At 47.5% G+C, this 20,986-nt stretch carries 16 protein-coding genes; 7 read left to right on the top strand and 9 right to left on the bottom strand.

The features are described from left to right. Positions 1–16 precede the first annotated feature (16 nt). Positions 17–907 carry a phosphoribosylaminoimidazolesuccinocarboxamide synthase gene (locus tag H8792_RS07355; protein WP_185978297.1) on the top strand — a complete coding sequence of 297 codons (891 nt, stop codon included), beginning with the start codon at positions 17–19 and terminating at the stop codon, positions 905–907. Then, positions 907–1,602: a dethiobiotin synthase gene (bioD, locus tag H8792_RS07360; RefSeq protein WP_185978298.1), complete on the top strand. Its 696-nt coding sequence runs from the start codon at positions 907–909 to the stop codon at positions 1,600–1,602. The genes H8792_RS07355 and bioD overlap by 1 nt, the downstream gene beginning before the upstream one ends. A 12-nt stretch (positions 1,603–1,614) precedes the next feature. Here bioD and H8792_RS07365 read toward each other — a convergent pair whose 3' ends face one another. The 8 genes from H8792_RS07365 to H8792_RS07400 form a co-directional block, all read right to left on the bottom strand. Next, positions 1,615–2,268 (bottom strand): carbonic anhydrase, encoded by a 654-nt coding sequence (locus tag H8792_RS07365; RefSeq protein ID WP_185978299.1) that lies wholly within the window; start codon positions 2,266–2,268, stop codon positions 1,615–1,617. 11 nt (positions 2,269–2,279) lie between these two features. Next, entirely contained in the window at positions 2,280–2,513 is a 234-nt protein-coding gene (locus H8792_RS07370; RefSeq protein WP_185978300.1) for a hypothetical protein, read from the bottom strand. A gap of 224 nt (positions 2,514–2,737) precedes the next feature. Further along, a complete protein-coding gene (locus H8792_RS07375; RefSeq protein ID WP_194947653.1) occupies positions 2,738–3,184 on the bottom strand; it encodes a hypothetical protein in 447 nt (148 codons plus the stop codon). 12 nt (positions 3,185–3,196) lie between these two features. Next, the gene (locus H8792_RS07380; protein WP_185978302.1) at positions 3,197–5,461 is read right to left on the bottom strand and encodes a nitric oxide reductase activation protein NorD; all 2,265 of its coding nucleotides are present in this window, start codon (positions 5,459–5,461) and stop codon (positions 3,197–3,199) included. A gap of 175 nt (positions 5,462–5,636) precedes the next feature. After that, positions 5,637–6,437, bottom strand: a complete 801-nt coding sequence (locus tag H8792_RS07385) for a CbbQ/NirQ/NorQ/GpvN family protein (protein WP_185978303.1) — start codon at positions 6,435–6,437, stop codon at positions 5,637–5,639. 248 nt (positions 6,438–6,685) lie between these two features. Further along, a complete protein-coding gene (locus H8792_RS07390) occupies positions 6,686–8,086 on the bottom strand; it encodes a ribulose-bisphosphate carboxylase (protein WP_185978304.1) in 1,401 nt (466 codons plus the stop codon). A gap of 238 nt (positions 8,087–8,324) precedes the next feature. Then, the gene (locus tag H8792_RS07395; protein WP_185978305.1) at positions 8,325–9,269 is read right to left on the bottom strand and encodes a LysR substrate-binding domain-containing protein; all 945 of its coding nucleotides are present in this window, start codon (positions 9,267–9,269) and stop codon (positions 8,325–8,327) included. Between the two features lie 74 nt (positions 9,270–9,343). After that, a complete protein-coding gene (locus H8792_RS07400; protein ID WP_185978306.1) occupies positions 9,344–10,270 on the bottom strand; it encodes a LysR family transcriptional regulator in 927 nt (308 codons plus the stop codon). A gap of 284 nt (positions 10,271–10,554) precedes the next feature. Here H8792_RS07400 and H8792_RS07405 point away from each other — a divergent pair, with 284 nt between their 5' ends. The 5 genes from H8792_RS07405 (at position 10,555) to H8792_RS07425 (ending at position 16,707) form a co-directional block, all read left to right on the top strand. Beyond that, complete coding sequence (locus H8792_RS07405; RefSeq protein WP_185978307.1) at positions 10,555–11,973, top strand: form I ribulose bisphosphate carboxylase large subunit; 1,419 nt, start codon at positions 10,555–10,557, stop codon at positions 11,971–11,973. Positions 11,974–11,995: 22 nt separating this feature from the next. Beyond that, entirely contained in the window at positions 11,996–12,346 is a 351-nt protein-coding gene (locus H8792_RS07410) for a ribulose bisphosphate carboxylase small subunit (protein ID WP_185978308.1), read from the top strand. A 447-nt stretch (positions 12,347–12,793) separates the two neighbouring features. Beyond that, the gene (locus H8792_RS07415; protein WP_185978309.1) at positions 12,794–13,615 is read left to right on the top strand and encodes a CbbQ/NirQ/NorQ/GpvN family protein; all 822 of its coding nucleotides are present in this window, start codon (positions 12,794–12,796) and stop codon (positions 13,613–13,615) included. Between the two features lie 130 nt (positions 13,616–13,745). Then, the gene (locus tag H8792_RS07420) at positions 13,746–16,079 is read left to right on the top strand and encodes a nitric oxide reductase activation protein NorD (RefSeq protein ID WP_185978310.1); all 2,334 of its coding nucleotides are present in this window, start codon (positions 13,746–13,748) and stop codon (positions 16,077–16,079) included. 85 nt (positions 16,080–16,164) lie between these two features. Then, entirely contained in the window at positions 16,165–16,707 is a 543-nt protein-coding gene (locus H8792_RS07425; protein WP_185978311.1) for a hypothetical protein, read from the top strand. 55 nt (positions 16,708–16,762) lie between these two features. Here the strand turns inward: H8792_RS07425 and H8792_RS07430 are convergent, their stop codons facing one another. Further along, a complete protein-coding gene (locus H8792_RS07430) occupies positions 16,763–20,977 on the bottom strand; it encodes a response regulator (protein WP_185978312.1) in 4,215 nt (1,404 codons plus the stop codon). Positions 20,978–20,986: the final 9 nt, after the last annotated feature.

The raw sequence follows: 20,986 nt of genomic DNA on the forward strand, positions 1-20,986 counted from the left end.
ATGACAGGATATCTCTATGCAGCCGCTTTATGAGTCCACACTCACCAGCCTTCCTTTGATTGCCAAAGGAAAAGTGCGCGACATTTATGACATTGACGAGAATTACATGCTGATCGTCACTACCGATCGCATTTCAGCGTTTGACGCGATTCTACCGACGCCAATCCCCGGCAAAGGGCGCATCCTGACCGAGACAGCTCAATTCTGGATGAAAAAAACCCAGCACATCGTGCCAAACCAGCTGGTCACAGACAAGAGTCTTGCCGACTATCTGACACCGGAAGAACTGAAGCAACTTGAAGGGCGCGGCATGATCGTTCGCAAACTGAAACCTTTGCCGGTTGAGGCGATTGTTCGCGGTTATCTGGTCGGTTCAGGCTGGAAAGAATACAAAAAGAACCGCACCGTCTGCGGAATCAAACTTCCGAAAGGTTTGAAGAAAGCCGAAAAACTTCCTGAACCGCTATTCACTCCATCCACGAAAGCAGAGCAAGGCGATCACGACGAGAACATCAGCTTTGAACGCCTGAGCGAAATCATGGGCGAAGAGAAATCCAGTAAGGTCAAAGAGCTTGCCTTGAAACTGTATCAGTTCGCTGCCGATTTTGCTTTGGAACGCGGCATCATTATCGCCGATACAAAATTTGAATTCGGCGAAGACGAAGACGGCACCATCTACCTGATCGACGAAGCCTTAACTCCGGACAGCTCGCGCTTCTGGCCGGCAACCAGCTATCAGGTCGGCAGCAACCCGCCTAGTTTCGACAAGCAGTATATTCGCGACTATCTGGAAAGTCTGGATTGGGACAAAAATCCGCAAACCGGACCGGAACTGCCTGACGAGATCGTGGCCAAAACGCTGGAAAAATATCAGGAAGCGCAGGCACGTCTGACGGAAAACTTGTAATGGTGATGGCGAGCCCTGACAACAAAAAAGCCGATCTAAAGATCGGCTTTTTTGTCACAGGAACCGACACCGACGTCGGCAAAACCTTTTTCACCGCCTGTCTGGCGTACAGCCTGAGCCATGCGGGTCATAAGGTTGCGCCGCGCAAACCGATCGCTTCCGGCTGCATCCTACAAACCGACGGCTCCTTACTGAGTGAGGACGCTCTTCAACTGCAATCCGCCGCCGGCAATATCGAACCGCTTGAAAGCATCTGCCCCAACTGTTTCGAACCTCCTATTTCGCCGCATCAGGCGCTATTGCAGGCAGGCAAAACTATCACCACTCGACAACTGGCGCATGCGTGCCAAACACCTTCAGGGCACATTAAACTGGTTGAAGGTGCCGGCGGCTGGTACTCTCCATTAAGCTCGGACGGGCTTAACGCCGATCTGGCCGTCGAATTACAACTTCCGGTTATTTTGGTCGCCGCCAACCGTCTCGGTTGCATCAATCAGATTCTTCTCAGTCAGGAAGCCGTTCTCAATCGAGGCCTTAAGCTGGCTGCGATCGTTATCAATCAAATAGAACCCGGCACAAATTACGCCGCAGATATTGATGACTATGTCCAAGCCCCGCTGGTTTCTTTGCCGCATCAAAAAAGCGGCCAACCGCTGTTTTTAGAGCAATTGGCCGCTTTAGTTAAAGAAGCATGAGACAATTGGACGTTAATCGTCGTCTCTCAAAAGCATTTTATCCGCTTCATCCAAGCTACTGATACTGACGTTCAGATTATGCAAACGTCCGTCCTTGATGGCATAGATAAAACCGTGGACCGACAGTTCCTGGCCGTTTTCCCAGGCCTTTCTAACCGCCGGAACATGACAGATATTGCGCACCTGTTCTTCGACATTAATTTCGCATAGACGGTCGATTCTTTCCGATTCCGGCAACTGATCCAAAGTCTCCTTAGCTCTCTGATAATACTTGCGGATCGGGCGAACCCAATGGTCGATCAAATCCGGATTCCCCGGTTTCAAAGCGGCGGCAACCCCGCCGCAACCATAGTGACCGTTAACGATAATATGCTTTACCTTGAGCACTTCAACCGCATATTGAATGACACTCAAGGCATTCATGTCGCTGGAGTTAATCAAATTCGCGATATTACGATGGACGAAGATCGTTCCCGGGTCCATTTTGACCAGCTCATTCGCCGGAACCCGGCTATCGGAACAACCGATCCACAAATATTCCGGAGTCTGCTGAGCGACCAGACTTTGGAAAAACCCAGGACTTTCCTCATTTACCTGCTGCACCCAGGCTTCATTTCTCTCCAGAAGCTCCTGAATTTTTTGATCGCAGTCACACTTATCGCACATGGCTTTCACTCCTATTTCGCGTCATTCCCGCCCTGACCGGAAAACAGTTTCATAATCAACAACACGGCTAAAACACCAGCTAGAAAGGCTAATAAACCCGCCTGCCACAACACCGCGAATAACTCCCAACTCTGGGCAATCTCAACCTTGTGCCCATTAAGAATTTCACTCAATACCAGCGAATCAATTTGACCGGACAGGGCATAAAGCAATATCAGCATTAAGGCAACAATAATCAGGCACATTGAGTGCTCCTTATGAAATATTTAGAGAGATGCAGATACAAAAAAGGCCCGTAATTGCTTACGAGCGCATTTTTGAGCGGTGCTATAGCCAAGTTTGTTAAAAATCGTGATCACCCATAGACAATCATCTTTCTCTAATATTCGCTATTACACACTGAAGCATTGAAATGGTCAAGGACACGAGCGACTTAACCGACGTCTTAACAAAAATTACCGCACCCTCTTTAAAACCAGGTGTTGGTAACGCGCTTTTCCTTGGGCTTGTGCTCACTACCGAGTTTATAGGCCGCCTTGAGAGCTTTGGCTATTTGCGGACTCGTGTCCAAATCAATTTGATGAGCTTCGGCGATTTCCTGTAGATAAGCATCGGGACCAACCTCCTGATAAAGCTCCAGGAATCTATCGACTCTCATTGGAAGATTCGATATCGCCGATTGAATGCGGGATTGAAAATGAATGACTTCAATCTCGCTTGATTCCAACATCTCGAATTTATAAGAGATAACATCCAAATCATTCAGTTTCGCGATTCTATGAGGAAGTTGTTCCAAAAACAGATCGATATCGTCAACAACAGGAGGTAAAACTATTTCGGACTCATAGCAAAAAGTTTCACCACGAAAATCGAAAATCGAACGAACCGTTATTAAGGATTTCATAGAATTAGCCATAACCACCCCAAATCAATGCGTCAGCTTCATAAAGACTTGCGGCAATTGCTCAGGCAATTTATCAACATGATCGATGACCGTGTACTGGTTGCCGAATACATCTGCCACATACTCATCCGCTTTTGGATCGACCGTGATGCAGTAAGAATAAATACCTTTACTCTGTAGCTCTTCGACCGCCTTGTGCGTATCCTGAATCAAGGTTTGCGGATCTTTGGCATCAATATCTGCCGGCTCACCATCCGTCAACACCAACATCAGCTTTTTCTCCGCCTGCTGGCCTTCAAGATAGTGTGCCGCATGACGCATTGCCGCCCCCATACGAGTTGAGTAAGAGGCTTCCATCGCGGCAATACGTGCTTTGACTTCGTCGGTGTAACCTTCCGAATAACCTTTAATATGCTGATAACGCACTTCATGGCGGGTATCGGAACAGAAACCGGCAATCGCAAACTTATCGCCCAACTGTTCAACCGTCCAGGCGGTAATTGCCAGGGCTTCTTCGGAAAGCTCCAACAATGTCTGACCGGTTTGTTCGTTGCGCTCATTCAAGGATTGCGACGTATCCACCAACAGCATCACGGCGATATTACGGCTATCGGTCGTATGGCTATAGTTGATACGCGGATCAGGCGCCTGTCCGCTCTTGAAGTCGATCACCGAACGCAACGCGATATCCAGATCCAGCTCTTCGCCTTCCTCCTGGAAGCGAATACGCTTTTTATTCTGCGGCTTCAGCATCTCGATCATTTTCTTCAAACGCTTGGCAAGCACGTCGTGTTTTGCCATCAGGCGGTCGATCTTACCGGCATCTCCGGACGGATGCAGACGCTCGTAAACAGTCGTCCAGTCAGGACGATAGCCTTCCGAAATATAATCCCACTCGTCGTAGTGACGCGGCGGCAAACCACCCTCATTTTCGACAATTTTCTCTTCGTTCTCATACTCGTTCGGCATGATCTCATCCGACTCGTCATACTCCTCGTAGTAGAACCAGATATAGCGGTTGTCGTCACGGTAAGAGACTTCGGTATCGTCGAAAAAGACGCCCGGCAAACTGTCCGAAGACTGCTTGCGCGTCTTCACATAGAAATCGATACCCAACTCAGCCATATCCTGAGTGGTTGAACCCTCACCTTTCTCAGCCATGACTTTATGGAAGCGCTCGCGAAACTCTTCCAGCAACGGGTTTTCCGGGTCGAAATTCTCATCCAGCAGCGCACGCGACATACGCGTTGCACGGTAACGCAGACACGACATTTTCTTATCGTCACAAGCACCTTTTTCAGGATATGGATGCAACGACAGGAACAGTTTTTTCAGCCCTGGATAGCGTTGAATTGCTAAATGCTCGACACGACAGTCTTCAAACATCGAGATAAACAGCTGCATATGCGGTGCGAAGTTATCCGCCATCAGCTGAGACGACCAGGTTTTGTGCGCCATCATATGCGCTAAAGTCGCGCGGTAACGGTCTATACCCGATACGCCATTCTCTTCATCATACACATCCGGGATGGCAATCAGCTCGTCATCAAGATAAGGAACCGGTTTGCGTAGCTGGTCAAATGCGGTCGCAAATGTCTGGAACGGCAGGTCGCAATCCCACATACATTCCTTAAGCATATCCATGTGACGTTCGACATCCTTAAAGGTTGTCCCTTTGCGCTCGCGGGTGATAATGCTCTTGGCATCGTGCGATTCCAGCTTAAAGTAGGCGATCTGCTCGTCCGGCGCATTCAGATAGTTGCGTGCGCCGTAATCGATAAAGTTACGAATACCGTTCAGGCACAACTTAGAAATCAGTTGCGGCATAGACTCCAACAGAGCAACCATCCCCGGGCTCTCATACAAAGAGTGGTGTCCGTGGATAACCGTCTGCGTTTTTTCGACATATTCGTCAATAATTTGCAGATAAAACTCTAAATCTTCGATTCGATCGATACGACGGCACACATGCCCTAGCGTCGACAAAAATGGAATCAAAGCTTTTTTATTTGGACTACGCGCCATCAGATAGCTGTAGTCAGCAATCATTTTATTGGTGCCCTTTCCGAAGTGCGAAGCAATATCCGGCATCACTTCCATGTACACCAATACCGGCTCAACACCCTGACCGATTTTACACAGGAAGTTCGCACCGTCTAAATAAGCCTCAACCCCTTCAGGTGACAACTTGGACACCGCATATCCCAGCAACTCAGGAAACAGCTCGACCGCTTTTGGAAACTTACAGGTAAACTTTTCCTGATATTCAGCAAATAACTCTTCATTCATACTTAAACGTTCTCATTCGTTTAATTGAAAAATAAACTCTTACAAAAAGAGCAATCATCTATTTGAGAATGTCGATTTTGGATGCTGTGCAAAGCAGGTTGAGGGAATGTACAAATCGTACATAACCGAAACCAATACCGCACAGCGCCAAAGGCGACAGAGCTCAAATGATGATTTAGCCGAAGATCATCGAGATTGCGTTGTCTAGAGTTTCGCGAATGTCTGCATCGTCGGTAATCGGACGAACCAGCGCCATCTTACAGGCTTCAACCGGTGAGATACCTTTGTTGATCAGAGTTGCTGCATAAACCATAAGACGAGTAGAAATACCTTCATCCAGACCGTGACCTTTCAGATTACGCGCAGTTTCACCGATTTGAACCAACTTCTTAGCCGTCGCTTCGTCAACACCACCCTCTTTTTGCAGGATGTGTGCTTCGGTTTCCGCATCGGCATAATCAAAGTCCAGTGCACAGAAACGCTGTTTGGTTGATTGCTTAAGGTCTTTCATTAGCGACTGATAACCCGGGTTATAAGAGATAACCAGCTGGAAATCAGGATGCGCTTTAATTAGTTCACCTTTTTTATCCAGAGAAAGTTCACGACGATGGTCAGTTAGCGCGTGGATAACCACCATCGTATCTTGACGCGCCTCAACGATCTCATCCAGATAGCAGATAGCACCGTAACGAGCGGCCATGGTTAAAGGACCATCAACCCAACGAGTTCCGTTGGCATCCAGCAGGTAACGACCGACTAGGTCGGAAGCGGTGATATCTTCATTACAGGAAACCGTGATAATCGGCTTACCCAGTTTCCATGCCATATGTTCGACAAAACGTGATTTACCACAACCGGTCGGCCCTTTTACCATGACTGGCAGGCGAGCGTCGTAAGCCGCTTCATACAGTTCAATCTCGTTAGATTGCGCGTCGTAGAAAGGTTCGTTGTCAATTTTGTATTGTGAAATATCCATCTTGAGTTCCCCGAAAACTATTAGATAAAAACTGAAAGACTGCACCTAAAACGGCGCAAGCGAAAGAAAAAGTAAATTAAATTTAAGCCCTTACAAAGAGAGTTTCTCAAAAATTCTCTTCCTTACCATGGAAAAGGCTCAAATCGAATGTGCTTTAATCGTAAAAACAATAGAAAAATTTAAAAAAAACCCTGCCACAGGAGCAGGGTTTTTTATCGGTTCACATAAACAAGTGTTTATACACTCAGTTATTTGTGAACGCCTAACTTCTCACGCCACTCTGGGAATAGCTTGTCAGCATCACCAGGGAATGATTCGAATGCGCGAGCGAATTCTGGGTGCTCTTTCGCGTATTCGATTGGGTCTGCACCTGTCTTCCAGCAGTCATAAGCCTGGCCTAGAGAGATACCACCGGCAGCTGGGCTGTCGATGTGACCGAATGAACCACCACCACAAGTGTTGATGACGTTACCGTGACCTAGGTTCTCGAAGAAACCTGGTAGGCGAAGCGCGTTCATACCACCAGAGATGATCGGAGTAGTCGGCTTCATGCCGTACCACTTCTGATAGAAGTAAGGCCCTTGACACTCGTCACGCTCAAGCATGTAAGCTAGTACGCGCTCGTCATTGTGACCTTCCATTTTACCGTAACCCATAGTACCAGTGTGAATACCTGAAGCACCCATTAGACGAGCTAACTTCATGTAACATAAAGGATCCATACCCATTGGTGACTTATAAGAAGTAACCGCACCGTGACCTGCACGGTGGAAGTGTAGGTAGGTATCTGGGAATGCACGACGTGAAGTAGTCACACCAGCTGGACCAGTTACGAAACCGTCAACCAGGAATGCAACGTGCTTTTCGTTACCGTATTTAGCGAATTCGCCAAGAACGTATTCACCACGCTTGATCATTTCTTCGTGGAAGTCTGCAGTTACGTTAGCAGAGAATAGTTTCGCTTGACCAGTCGCTTGTTGAGCGCGATCCATTGCTTCTGCAACCTTAGGAATAACAACTTCCATTGGGCAGAAAGGCTGGTTAGCTTGTGGCTCATCGTTCTTGATGAAATCACCACCCAACCAGAAGTCATAACATGCTTTCGCGAATGGCTCAGGACGTAGACCTAGTTTAGGCTTGATGATCGTACCGGCGATGTAACCACCGTCAACTTCTGGACGACCTAGGATTTTCCACAGGTCAGAGATGTCAGTCGCTGGACCGTCGAATTTCTTAACCATTTGCTCTGGAACCAAGAAGTCCAACATACGTAGACCTTCGTGGTCACCCATACCTTGGTTGTTACCCAGAATCAAAGACCACATGTGAGAAACGTTGTAGTGACCATCAATTAGGTTAGGATCGAATAGATCCACCGGGTAAGCGATCTTCATCAGACCACCTTTCTCACCGAAAGCAGCTTCGTCGATCTCATAAACTAGAGCGTCAACACCACGAGTGAAGTCATCAGTAGTAGAAACTTCAACGTTAGTACCAGTTGAAGATTCAGCAGCAACGTGAGCCGCTACTTCTAGGAAACCGTAACCAGCAGCTGGTTTTAGACGGTATGCAACAAGAAGGTGGTTACCATTTGCAACCAAGTTCTCTTCAGATAGAGTTAAGTCAGCGTAACGATTCGACTGATCCATTTTTCTTACCTCAAATTGTAGGGATGTCTGAGCTTATTCGCCCGAGATGAACATCCTTTATTTTTGTTAAATCAAATAATTATGATCTAACCCCGAAACTTGAGAGGTCATTATAAAGAGAGCATGGATTTATTCCAATCAATAATTTTGATCTAATCCATTGCTTTAGAGCTATACAAAATCAGATAACATATCGATTAGTTTCGATACTGAAAAGAAATCGAATTGAAACTTGATTTTAGTCAAGTTTTTGAAAGGCTTTCTTGCTGAGCTTCTCCCCTTCAGTGCGTAACAGCTCAATTAATTTTTCTGCGGCAATCGACAAAACCTTGCCTTTTGAGTGCACTAGATACCAGTGGCGATTGATCGGAAAACCTTCCACATCGAGAATACTGATTTCGCCTTGATTGATTTCATTCATCAGGGTCGGCACGGATGCGACGGTGATTCCCAAATTCTGCAACAAACCGAGACGAATCGCTTCGTTACCGCCGAGCACCATCTTGATATGCGGTTGAAAACCAAACTCTTCAAAGACTTTTTCGATATGGGCGCGAATCCCCGAACCGGTCTCTCGCATCAAAAAAGGTTCGTCTTCGAGATCTTCAATGGTCAGCCTTCTGCCTACCAGCGGATGCTTGCTGTTGGCAACAAATGCCAAAGGATTAATCGCCAGCTGCGAAGATTCGACATTCAAAGCTTCAGGCGGCTGCCCCAGCAGATAGAAATCGTCTTTGTTGTTAGCGATACGATCTAATAAAGTCTCTTTATTTCCAACCCGCATAATCACAGTGACATCCGGATAGGCCTGGGTAAAATCATACACCACCTTCGGTACAAAGTACTGTGCGGTCGAGATCACCGACAACTTGACACTGCCACCGGAGAACCCCTTAATGTGATTGATTTTCTGTTCGGCAAAGGAAAGTTGGTTCAACACTACACTGGCGCAGTCATACAACACTTGACCGGCATCGGTGAGATAAACTTTACGACCGATCTGCTCGAATAGCGGCGTTTCCAGGACGTCGACCAGTTTTTTAACCTGCATCGAGACAGTCGGTTGAGTCAAATGCAGCTCTTCAGCTGCCTTAGAGAAGCTGTGGTGACGCGCAATACTCTCAAATACTTGCAACTGGCGAAGCGTAGCATTACGTGCTAAGAGCGAAATTTTTTCAGGCATAATCGAACAGACTTAGAATAGGAATGCTCTTATTGTACTGCGCCGTTGCCTGGCTGTTAAGCGTAAACAACCGATTAACGGGTATCCGACATCGCCAGTAATTTTTTGATATCCACGGTTTGCAGAAAATCCAGAAAGGCTTGGGAAGGCGGCATTAACGATTTGTCTTTCATACGCGCAACGTACCAGTTACGGATCAGAGGGAACTCCTGCACATCCAGAATCACCAGATGACCGTACTTGACCTCAATACGAATCGCCTGTTTAGGAAGGACGGAGATACCCAAATCCGCCATTACCGCCTGCTTCATTGACTCGGTACTGCCCAGCTCCATATAAGGCTCGATATGCAGATCATGCTCGGCAAACTTTTCTACCACCGAAGAACGGATTCCCGAACCGACCTCACGCATCAGAAAACGTTCGTTGGCAATATCTTCAATCGCGATATTTTTTTGCTTACTTAACCGATGGCTCGGATGCGCCACAACCACCAATTCACTTTCAAAGAACGGAAAAGCGTCCATTTTCAACTCTTCGGGGACGCGTCCCATAATCGATAAATCATATTGGTTGTTCTTAAGCTCATCGATAATTCGCCGGCGGTTGATAACCGTAATCGACGGGCGAACATCCGGAAAACGGTTCAAAAAAGCCTTCAAAATATAAGGCATAAAATACTTGGCAGGAGTCACCACTGCCATGCGCAGTTCCCCTTCAACATTGTTCTGCGCCGACTTGATGGAAACATTCAATTCCTGTAATTCTTCAAGAATTTTTTGACAACTTTGAAACATCTGCTTGCCCGGAGGCGTGAGATAAAGCTTCTTTCCAACCACTTCGATTAGTTTTACATCGTTGTTCTCCTCCAAGCGTTTTACTTGGATCGATACCGCCGGTTGTGACAAATTCAGCTCTTCGGCAGCGCGGGTAAAACTCCCTAAACGGGCCACTGCTTCAAAAATTCGAATCTGTTGCGCGGTAATGTGCAAATTTTGCATAACCCTAATCCTGTTATGGTTATTGAAAATACGGCGCCTAACGCCATTAGCATAAACATTTGTTTATTTTCACTATAACAAAGCGTGCGCGAAAAAAAATTTGCTTTTTCCTAACATAGGCTTCAACGAAATTTGACGGGAAGTTTATTCGGGGAAATTTTCCAAACTCTCTTCAAATTTTTTAGCTAAGAGTATCACAAAACCGTAATGCTAATCGAAAGCGCCGCGGCTTTTATTTTACTCTTAAAAATTTAAACCATGATTAACCGTTAAAGAGGTCAAATATGGCAAAGACGTATAACGCTGGTGTAAAAGAATACCGCGAAACTTATTGGATGCCGGAATATGAGCCGAAAGAATCAGATTTCCTAGCATGTTTTAAAGTAGTTCCACAGGATGGTGTTCCTCGTGAAGAAATCGCTGCTGCGGTAGCTGCAGAATCTTCAACAGGTACTTGGACAACTGTTTGGACTGACCTTCTAACTGACCTTGACTACTACAAAGGTCGTGCATACCGCATTGAAGACGTTCCTGGTGACGACTCTGCGTTCTACGCTTTCATCGCTTACCCGATCGACCTTTTTGAAGAAGGTTCAATCGTATCGGTAATGACTTCTTTGGTTGGTAACGTTTTCGGATTTAAAGCGCTTCGCTCTATCCGTCTTGAAGATATCCGTTTCCCACTAGCTTACGTTATGACTTGTGGTGGGCCTCCACACGGTATCCAGGTTGAACGTGACAAAATGGATAAGTACGGCCGTCCGATGTTGGGTTGTACTATCAAACCGAAACTTGGTCTATCTGCTAAAAACTACGGTCGTGCAGTTTATGAGTGTCTTCGTGGTGGTCTTGACTTCACGAAAGATGATGAGAACGTCACTTCTCAGCCATTCATGCGCTGGAGAGACCGTTTCCTATTCTGTCAGGATGCAATTCTGAAAGCAGAAGCGGAGACGGGTGAGCGTAAAGGTCACTACCTGAACGTTACTGCCGGTACACCTGAAGAGATGTACGAGCGTGCGGAATTCGCGAAAGAGATCGGTACTCCGATCATCATGCACGACTTCCTGACTGGTGGTCTGACTGCGAACACAGGTCTTGCAAACTACTGCCGTAAGAACGGTCTGTTGTTGCACATCCACCGCGCGATGCACGGTGTAATCGACCGTAACCCACTACACGGTATCCACTTCCGCGTACTTTCAAAAGTACTTCGTTTGTCAGGTGGTGACCACCTTCACTCAGGTACGGTTGTCGGTAAGCTTGAAGGTGACCGTGAAGCGACTCTAGGTTGGATCGACATCATGCGTGATTCATTCATCCCTGAAGACCGTTCACGCGGAATCATGTTCGACCAAGACTTCGGTGCAATGCCTGGTGTAATCCCGGTTGCTTCCGGTGGTATCCACGTATGGCACATGCCGGCACTGGTTACTATCTTCGGTGACGACTCTGTTCTTCAGTTCGGTGGTGGTACTCTAGGTCACCCATGGGGTAACGCAGCGGGTGCAGCAGCTAACCGTGTTGCTCTTGAAGCGTGTGTTCAAGCTCGTAACGAAGGTCGCGAAGTTGAGAAAGAAGGTAAAGACATCCTTACTAACGCAGCTAAGTCTAGCCCAGAGCTTAAGATCGCAATGGAAACTTGGAAAGAAATCAAGTTCGAATTCGATACTGTTGACAAACTAGACGTATCTCACAAGTAATCGGAATTTAGGAGAAATATAAATGAGTATTCAAGATTATCCATCACGTATTTCTGATCCTATGTCACGTAAGGCAGAGACTTTCTCTTACCTTCCAAAAATGGACGACGATCAGATCAAAGCACAAGTTCAATACATCATCAACAAAGGTTGGAACCCTGCGATTGAACACTCAGAACCTGAGCGTGCAACTGACTACTTCTGGTACATGTGGAAACTTCCAATGTTCGGTGAAACTGATGTGAATGTTGTTCTTGAAGAGATCAACAACTGTATCGCAGCCAACCCAAACAACCACGTTCGTTTGATTGGTTACGATAACTTCTCTCAGTCTCAAGGTGCGAACATGCTAATCAAGCGTGGCGACATCTAATTTAAAAATGGTTTCTAAGGTTCGCCAGTAACCCCGGAGCTTTGTTGGGCGCTGCTCGGAATCCTCATGTACCTTTTGTACACTCCGGTTCCTGTGCTGCGTCCGCCTCGCACCAGAATCACAGGCAAACCTGATCATTCCATTTTGGAACGGATCAAAGTGGAAACCGGCAATTAAATTAGAAAACGATTGAAAATCGTCTTACTTCGGTAGGGCGTCGATACGGGAAAGACCAGGAGTCGGTTCCGTATCGCATAAGAATCCGGGTTGGAGATGCGATGATGTCATATTCTCCAACCTCTACCCTCTTTGCCCTTCAGGTACTTACCTCCCTGCCGGGCAAAGGAGCCAGCCGTCCCCGAAACCGGCTGGCTTTTTCTATCTTTTACATGTGTTCATTGGTTGAACAGTGAGTACATATAAAAGTTTGAAGACGGAGAAGCAAACATGTCAGAAATCAATGCACTTGACCCTCAACAATACGTTATTAAAGAAGAGCCGTACTACTGCCCGGTTGGCGATGAAGTTGAGCTATTCGAATCCGCATATGCTTCACGTATGCCGATGATGCTTAAAGGTCCGACTGGTTGTGGTAAATCACGTTTCGTTGAATATATGGCTCACAAACTTGGCAAGCCGTTAATCACCGTTGCCTGTAACGAAGATATGACCGCTTCCGACCTGGTCGGCCGTTTCCTGATCGACCCGCAGGGAACCAAATGGCAGGATGGTCCACTGACCGTTGCGGCACGTATCGGTGCGATCTGCTATCTGGATGAGGTAGTTGAAGCTCGTCAGGATACCACGGTCGTAATCCACCCGCTAACCGACCACCGTCGCGTACTTCCACTGGACAAAAAAGGGGAATTGGTTGAAGCGCATCCTGACTTCCAGCTGGTTATCTCTTACAACCCTGGTTATCAGTCGATGATGAAAGACCTGAAACAATCGACCAAACAACGTTTCGGTGGTTTCAGCTTTGATTATCCGGCGGAAAAAGTAGAAGCGGAGATCGTTTCAAAAGAAGCTGGCATCGAACTTTCGGTTGCAGAAAAACTGGTACAGATCGCTCAGCGTTCGCGTAACCTGAAAGGTCACGGTCTGGACGAAGGTATGTCTACCCGTCTGTTGGTTTACGCTGGACAGTTGATTGCCAAGGGTGTTTCGCCAAATAAAGCGTGTCGCATGGCGCTAATCACTCCATTGACCGACGATCTGGATATTTTGGATACGCTAATGACAACCGTAGAGACGTTCTTTGAAGAGTAACTAAATACTGCTTTCAAAAGAAACTCTGTATGAGTTAGTCAACGGCGCCCTCTGCTGACAAAGCATGGCGCCGTTTTAGAATCGGGCCATCCGATTCTCATCCAAATCCACAAAAAATGAGATTGCGATTATGAGTTCAGATATCGAAGAAATCAAACAATCCATATTGGAAAGCATTCCGGAATTGGCAGACCGCCTGGATTCAATGATTCATGAGGCTTCGCACCACATGAACGAAGCGGCGCGTCACACTTGGCTGGAGAACGCAAAGGGTATCGCCTATCTTGGTAAGGGTAAACAGATCGTTGTCGCTTATCTGGAATCCATTCCGGAGGTCGTTCATCAGGTTGAAGACGAAATTCTCGACGATATTCACGAAACGGTGATGAAACTGTCGTCGGTGACGTCCGGTGAAGTGGTCTCCCTGTTGTTGAGCTCGCTACCGCTTGCCGCCGAACGTACCGGTGATATCGACCTGTTGCGTCAATATCTGCAACTGATCTATCAGATCGGTTCCAAGTCGCCACGCGGCTTGCGCCCGATGTTGAACAACATCGACGAAATTCTATCCAAGCTGACGGTTTCCGGCCTGCGTCGCTGGGCGATGTGGGGTGTGCAGGCGCACGCCCGTAAGTTCGAAGCGCAGATGAAGTACTTCGCGCTGGAATCGGAAGACTCCAAAGCGGTATTCCAGCAGCAGCGTAAAGGGACCCTGTTTATCGACAACCACCGTTCGATCAACTTCTACCTACGCGCTTTCTGGGGTCGCGACTTCTTTATCCGCCCTGCCGCGGCGGATTTCGAAGACTTTAAACCTTTCTTCGAAAAGAACGCCATGCACCTACCGGACGCTTTGAACGACATGGGCGATGTCAAAGGGACCGATGTCTATCGCGCCATGGCCGCGCACATGGCCGCACACTTGATGTACACCACTCAAGCCGTGACCATGGAACAGTTGAACCCGCAGCAGATGTTCTTTATCGAACTGATGGAGGATGCGCGCGTTGAATACAAAGCGATTCAGGACTTCCCGGGGTTACGCAAACTATGGCGTAAAGTCGTCCGCGAATCTCAAGAAGCCAAAAAACTGGATGCCTCTTCAACAGCAGCGCGTTTGGAAAACCTGGCATTGAAACTCATGGATCCTGAGCATCCGTTCGAAGACGAAAAGCTGCAGGTAGTGGTTGATCGCTTCTATGAACAGATCGAAGAGAATCAGGACAATGAAATGTGGTCCTGGAAGATGGGTGTCTTGTTATACAACGTACTGAATCAATCACTGCAACGTTGGCAGTCTCTGACTGAAATCAGTAAACAGCGCTTCGGCTATCGTGATGATAACCGCCTGATCTGGCAGTCGGATGAGTGGGAAGAGATTCCAGGCGGCGGTGATGCTTACAAGGAAACCGTTCGCAAGCACGTATCACTGATGGAAATGATCAACGAGATCGATTCCGAGCTGGTGGATGTTGACCACGATGAAGTCTGGGTACTTGGTTCGGAACTGTATCCGTACGAAGACAACGGCGTCTCATGGAACGAAATGGAAGGAATCGAACCGATTTCAGATCCGTTCCACTATGACGAATGGGACTACCGTGTACAGCTGCACCGCCCGAACTGGACCACGCTTTACGAGCACCGTGCCAGAAAAGGCGATCCGGGGATTTACGACCGCATTCTGGACGAGAACAAACAGATTGCACACCGAATCAAACAGATTGTCGATAAACTGCAATCGGTCGGTCTGCAACGTATGCGCCGCCTGGAAGACGGAGACGAACTGGATCTGAACGCCTGTGTCGAAGCGATTACCGCGCTGCGCATGGGGCAGGAACCCGACCCGCGCATCACCATGAAAAATGTGATCCGCACCCGCGAAGTTTCGGTGGTCATTCTTCTGGACATGTCGGAATCGACTAACGAGATCGTGCCCGGCTCGGATAAAACGATCCTGCAGGTGACTCAGGAAGCGGCGATTCTGGTATCGCATGCCATTAACGGTATCGGTGACCAGTTTGCGGTACACGGTTTCTCGTCTGACGGTCGCCACGATGTCCAGTATACTCGTTTCAAGCAGTTCGACGAGCCGTTTGATCCGGACGTACACGCCAAACTGGCAGGCATGAAAGGCGGGCTTTCGACGCGTATGGGAGCGGCGATGCGCCACGCAGGTAAATATCTGGATAAGCAGTCATCGAAGCAGAAACTACTGCTGGTGATTACCGATGGAGAACCTGCAGATATCGACGAAAAAGACGGACAGTATCTGAAACAAGATGCCAAGAAAGCCGTAGAGGAACTTCAGACCAAAGGTATCTACAGCTACTGCTTGACGATCGACCAGTATGCCGATAAATATGTACAGAATATTTTCGGAGCCAACCGCTTCGCGATTGTCGATAATGTCATGCGCCTGCCGGAGAAACTTCCGACGCTGTTTGCCAACTTAACCACTTAATCCGGTAAACACTACGTAGTCAAACAATGGGGCTGTACAGCCCCGTTTTTGTCTCCGAATTTGATTTTATGAGGTAAGAACAATTATGAATTTGGAACAATTTACAAATGCTCTCGACGCAATGAGCGATGAAGATTTACAACTGATTTTGGATGACGCCGATAAAGGTCTCATTGTCGTACGTGACGAGACTCTGGGTGTCGGTGCCAGCGATCAGGCATATGTGATCTACGAATTGGGCGAAGATAAATTCGCCAGTGTTGCCGATTTGCGCAACAACCTATCTGCACAAGCCGAAACGATGCTGAAAGAGTACTATCAGTTCAATCCTCTGAGCAAAGAGTTCTTCAATAAAGAAGTGCAAAAACTATTCAACGAGCATGGTGAACTGTCGTTTATTTCGACACCGAAAAAACCGGCCAGCAAAGCCATCTTCGTCGAAAACGAACAGGTACTTTGTCTGGATGAAGATGAGCCGCGCTTTAAATACGCTTTTAAACTGGAACTGGACGACTCTTACGCTCAACCGCAAGCGCAGTTGAATAAAGTAAAAAACTGGATTCAGAGTGGTAGCGCTTATCAGGACTACATCAGTGTCAATGTGTGCCGCTTTAGCGCGATTGAATAAGAGCATCGATTCACATCAACTCCTAGATTTTCCGGTCCTAAAACTGGACCGGTATTTATTTCCTGTCCTTTTCTAAAAGAGCTAGAGCTTCATCAAAATCGAAATTTTGTATCGCTGTCTCTACCTGCCGATAGGCATGACTACCAAGGGCCTGTTTGATTATGCCTCGGTTTTGCTCCCAAAGATCAAGCACACTACCTTCCATTTTCTGCAATTGATCCTTCAACGTCTGCCGTAGCTCATTCCACAGAACTTCGTCCACCGGTAAATGGGAAACATCCGTTTTTTCAGCCTGCGCCTGTTGAGATTGATAGGCTTCGATAAACGGTGCGGATCGATTCCATAGCACCGTGTGCAAAGCGGAAAACTGTTGCAGAGCACCGGTAAACTCCTGCCATACTTCTCCCTCGGAATAATGCAGGTCGGGACCCGGTTGAATTTCCGCAAACTGCTTTTCCAGCTTGGCGCACATCGCAGACAGCGATTGATAACCGACACTGGCAGCCAACCCCTTCAAAGTGTGCAGGTAGCGTCCCAACTCCGGCCACTGGCTATGCACCAGCAATACTTGCAGCTTCTCCGGCGCATCTTTATAGCGGTTTAAAAAGTCAAACAGCATACTTTCAAAAAAGCCCGGTCTGCTCTTCAGCAAAGCCTTGGCGGACTGCAAATCAATCCCCTGCATCTCCGGCAGAGGAAAAATTCTTTCAACTTCGGAGACAGAGAAATCCTTTTCAGTTTTAACTAATTCCCTCGCGCCGAACAGTTCCATCAGAACCGCAAAGAATTTCGCCGGAATAATCGGTTTGGAAAGATGATCATCCATCCCCGCAGCAAAACAACGATCTACCTCTTCCTTGAAGGCATGCGCCGTCATAGCCAGGATCGGCAAGCGCGCAAATTGCGGATGACGACGAATCTCCTTAGTCGCTTCAATCCCATCCATTACCGGCATCTGAATATCCATCAGAACGGCATCAAACAGATGATTTCCTTTCAGTAGAAGATAAAGCGCCTGCTCACCGTTATTCGCGACCGTAACCCTCGCCCCGGTCTGCAGTAACATCTCTTGGGCAATCTGTTGATTCAGCACATTATCTTCGACCACCAGCAGATGTCTTCCGCTTAAGTCAGGAATGACGATTGAGTTATCTGCCTGGGTCTTGCGTGGATAGTAATCGCTTTTGTTTTCAAAAAGTCGCTGCAAATGGCTTGGCAAAATCGGTTTGTGCAGACAATAACGAATGTCGTTGCGCTCGGCAAGACTTTGCAACTTACTCCAATCATAGAAGGAATTCAGCACCACCTTCGACCCCAGTTCCGGATGAGCCCTGCGCATTGCCTGAATCAACTCGATCCCGTCCGTGTCCGGCATAATCCAATCAACAAACATCCAGTCAGGCGCAAGACCTTCTTTCAGGGCATCCAGAACTTCATCCGCCGTCGAGAATAAACGCACATCCATTCCAAAGCTTTCCAACTGAAACTGCATCTGCTGCAAGGCCATGTCCGTATCGTCAACCACCCATGCGATCTGTCTTAATTGCAGAGTTTCCGACCTGGGCAGGGAATGAACCGGAGAAAACGGAATGCTTAAGGTAAAGACGCTGCCGCGATTTAGGCTGCTGGCTACCGTAATATCCCCGTCCATCTCGCGCGCAAGATTGCGCGAAATAGCCAACCCCAATCCGGTGCCGCCATGTTTGCGGGTAGTCGAGGCATCGGCTTGCGTGAAAACCTCAAACAGGCGATTGAGCTGCGACTCTTCCATCCCCGGCCCGGTATCTTCAACGTGGAATGCCACTAACCAGCGATTGTTTTTACTGCTGACAAGCTTAACTTCCAGCAAGACATAACCCCGCTCGATGAACTTAATCGCATTCCCAAGCAGATTGATCAACACCTGCCCGATCCGCACCGGATCTCCGTACAATGGCGGCTGCACATTCGAGTGCAAGGAGGAGTCAATATAGACAAAGAGCTCCAGCTGCTTCTGCTCAGCCTGAGTCTGTACCGCAATAAGGCTGTCCTCTATCAAATCTTCGATTTTTAAAGGTATGCGCTCGAGCAGTAACTTGCCTGACTCGATTTTCGAGAAATCAAGAATATCGTTGACCAGCCCCAACAGGCTGTTGGCAGAACGGTTGATTTTATTAACATAATCACGCTGCTGATAGTTTAAATGTGTATTTAGCGCCAAATGCGACAAGCCTAGAATCGCATTCATCGGCGTTCTGATTTCATGACTCATATTCGCCAGGAATTCCGATTTCAATGCCGTTGCCGATTCTGCCTGTACTTTTGCCTCCTCAAGGCTTTGCACCAGTCCATGTTGCTTCTCGGCTTGGCGCATCCCTGCAATCATGACCCCGCAGGTAGCATGGAATGGCTCTAAGAAGTTGGCTAACTCTTCGGTATATTCATCCTTCCGGTTGGCAATTCCGTAAACGCCGACCAGTTCTTTGCCGAGAAAGATCGGAATTCCCATATAGCGTTGTAATTCGGGGTGTCCTGGCGGAGTATGTCCGCCGCGAGGATCATTTGCCACATCGTTGCTGATAATCCGTTGCTCTTCGTACATTACCCGTCCGATCATGGTCTCTGCGCTGCACAGCAACATATCCTGCGATTTCAATTTTTCAAACAAGGTACGGGATTCATCATTCCAAGAGATATTCGTCAAGGCGTGCAACTTCAAACACCGCTTGCCGCCATCCTGATGAATCACCTCGCCGATAAAACCGTATTCACTGCTGGAGATATCCAACAAAGAACGTAATAAACTATCCCAGATAGCGGCATTATCGCGAGTATTGACAACAAAATCTTGCATCGTCTGCCTCAGGGCGGTCAATAACTTATTGCGCGCTTCTATCGCCAAGCGCTCTTTTTCCCTCTCGCTCAGATCGGTTAAAACCCCGATGAAGCTGGTTTTATTGTCAAGATCAATTCGACTGATCGCCAAATGCATCGGGAAGTGTTTACCTCGTTTGGTTACCCCGATCACTTCTCGCCCCGTTCCGATAATCCGGTTTTCGCCGGTTGCCAGCTGACGGCGAATAAAACCATCGTGCTCGAGTGCGTCCTTCTCCTGCATCAGAATTTTGACGTTCTGTCCCAGCAACTCTTTTTCGCCAAAGCCAAACATCTGTAGAGCCTTATTATTAACCCGGTTGATCATTCCCTGGCTATCAATCTGAATAATACCGGAGGCGGCATTATCGAGAATCGCCTGATTCTGCTGCAGAGGCATCAAGGCATCAAAACGGATTCGATAAATGACTTTACGAACTATTAACAGAAAAAGAATGATAATCGCCAGGCCGGCCATGAATATCAACAGGTCATTGCGCTGGTATAAGTGGTACTGCTTCATCGAGTGATCGTAAAACAGTTTGATCGTCTCGTTACTTTCCTCAAGCAAAGGCAAAGCGACACTGGTTCGGAATGGAAGCTTAGTCGCGACCGACACCTCATTAAGCAGAATTTTATAGGTGTAGCCGGTATCGACACGTTCAAAATGGTTGATCAACGAGCTGAGGGAATTTCTGACTTCCGGTAAAAGATCCGCTTCGTAGGCATCAAACATCTGCTTAAGAATTCGATGTTCCGACTGCAACTCTCTATTTGCCAGCTGCAATACCGGCAGAACCTTGGAATTATTCGACTCCTGAAAACTGCGAATAATCGAAAGTGTCCGATGCAGCTGGTTATTCCACTTAACCAGATGAGCGATAAATTGCATTTTGACGGTAATGCGCCGTTCATTAATCGGCAGATTAAGAAACAACCTCTCCATACGGCTGATCAAATCATTACGCAGAATATCGCTGTAATAATGCAAACTCTCGATTTCCTGCAAACACAACGCGGTTGCCGCGCAATCCGCAACTCTTTTGCGCTGGTTGGTAAAATCTAAAAAATACCGCTCAAGAACAATCATGTCCGTCGTTTCATAATTGTAGAGATCAAGGCTCTCTAGGAAGGTGTGATAATCGGCATCGGTTTTTGCCTGTACTGCGGATAATTCTTCCAACTGTGCAGAATCGTGGGTGATATAGACAACGGTTGTTCGGGCGTCTTCAAACGAGATCGACTGATTTAAGTCCAACAGAGAACCGACAGTATGATATTTTTGATCAAAGTCATTCTGTTGAATCAACCCTTTTCCGAGAAACCAGATCGCAGCTCCTCCGAGAAGAAGTGTAAGCAGCACCACTAACAGCAAGCCCGATTGAATTTTCTTTTGCGCGTGCTGAGAATAATTCATAGACCGACC

Origin of the sequence: Thiomicrorhabdus heinhorstiae (assembly GCF_013391765.2) — a bacterium.
In the GTDB taxonomy this organism is placed as follows: domain Bacteria; phylum Pseudomonadota; class Gammaproteobacteria; order Thiomicrospirales; family Thiomicrospiraceae; genus Thiomicrorhabdus; species Thiomicrorhabdus heinhorstiae.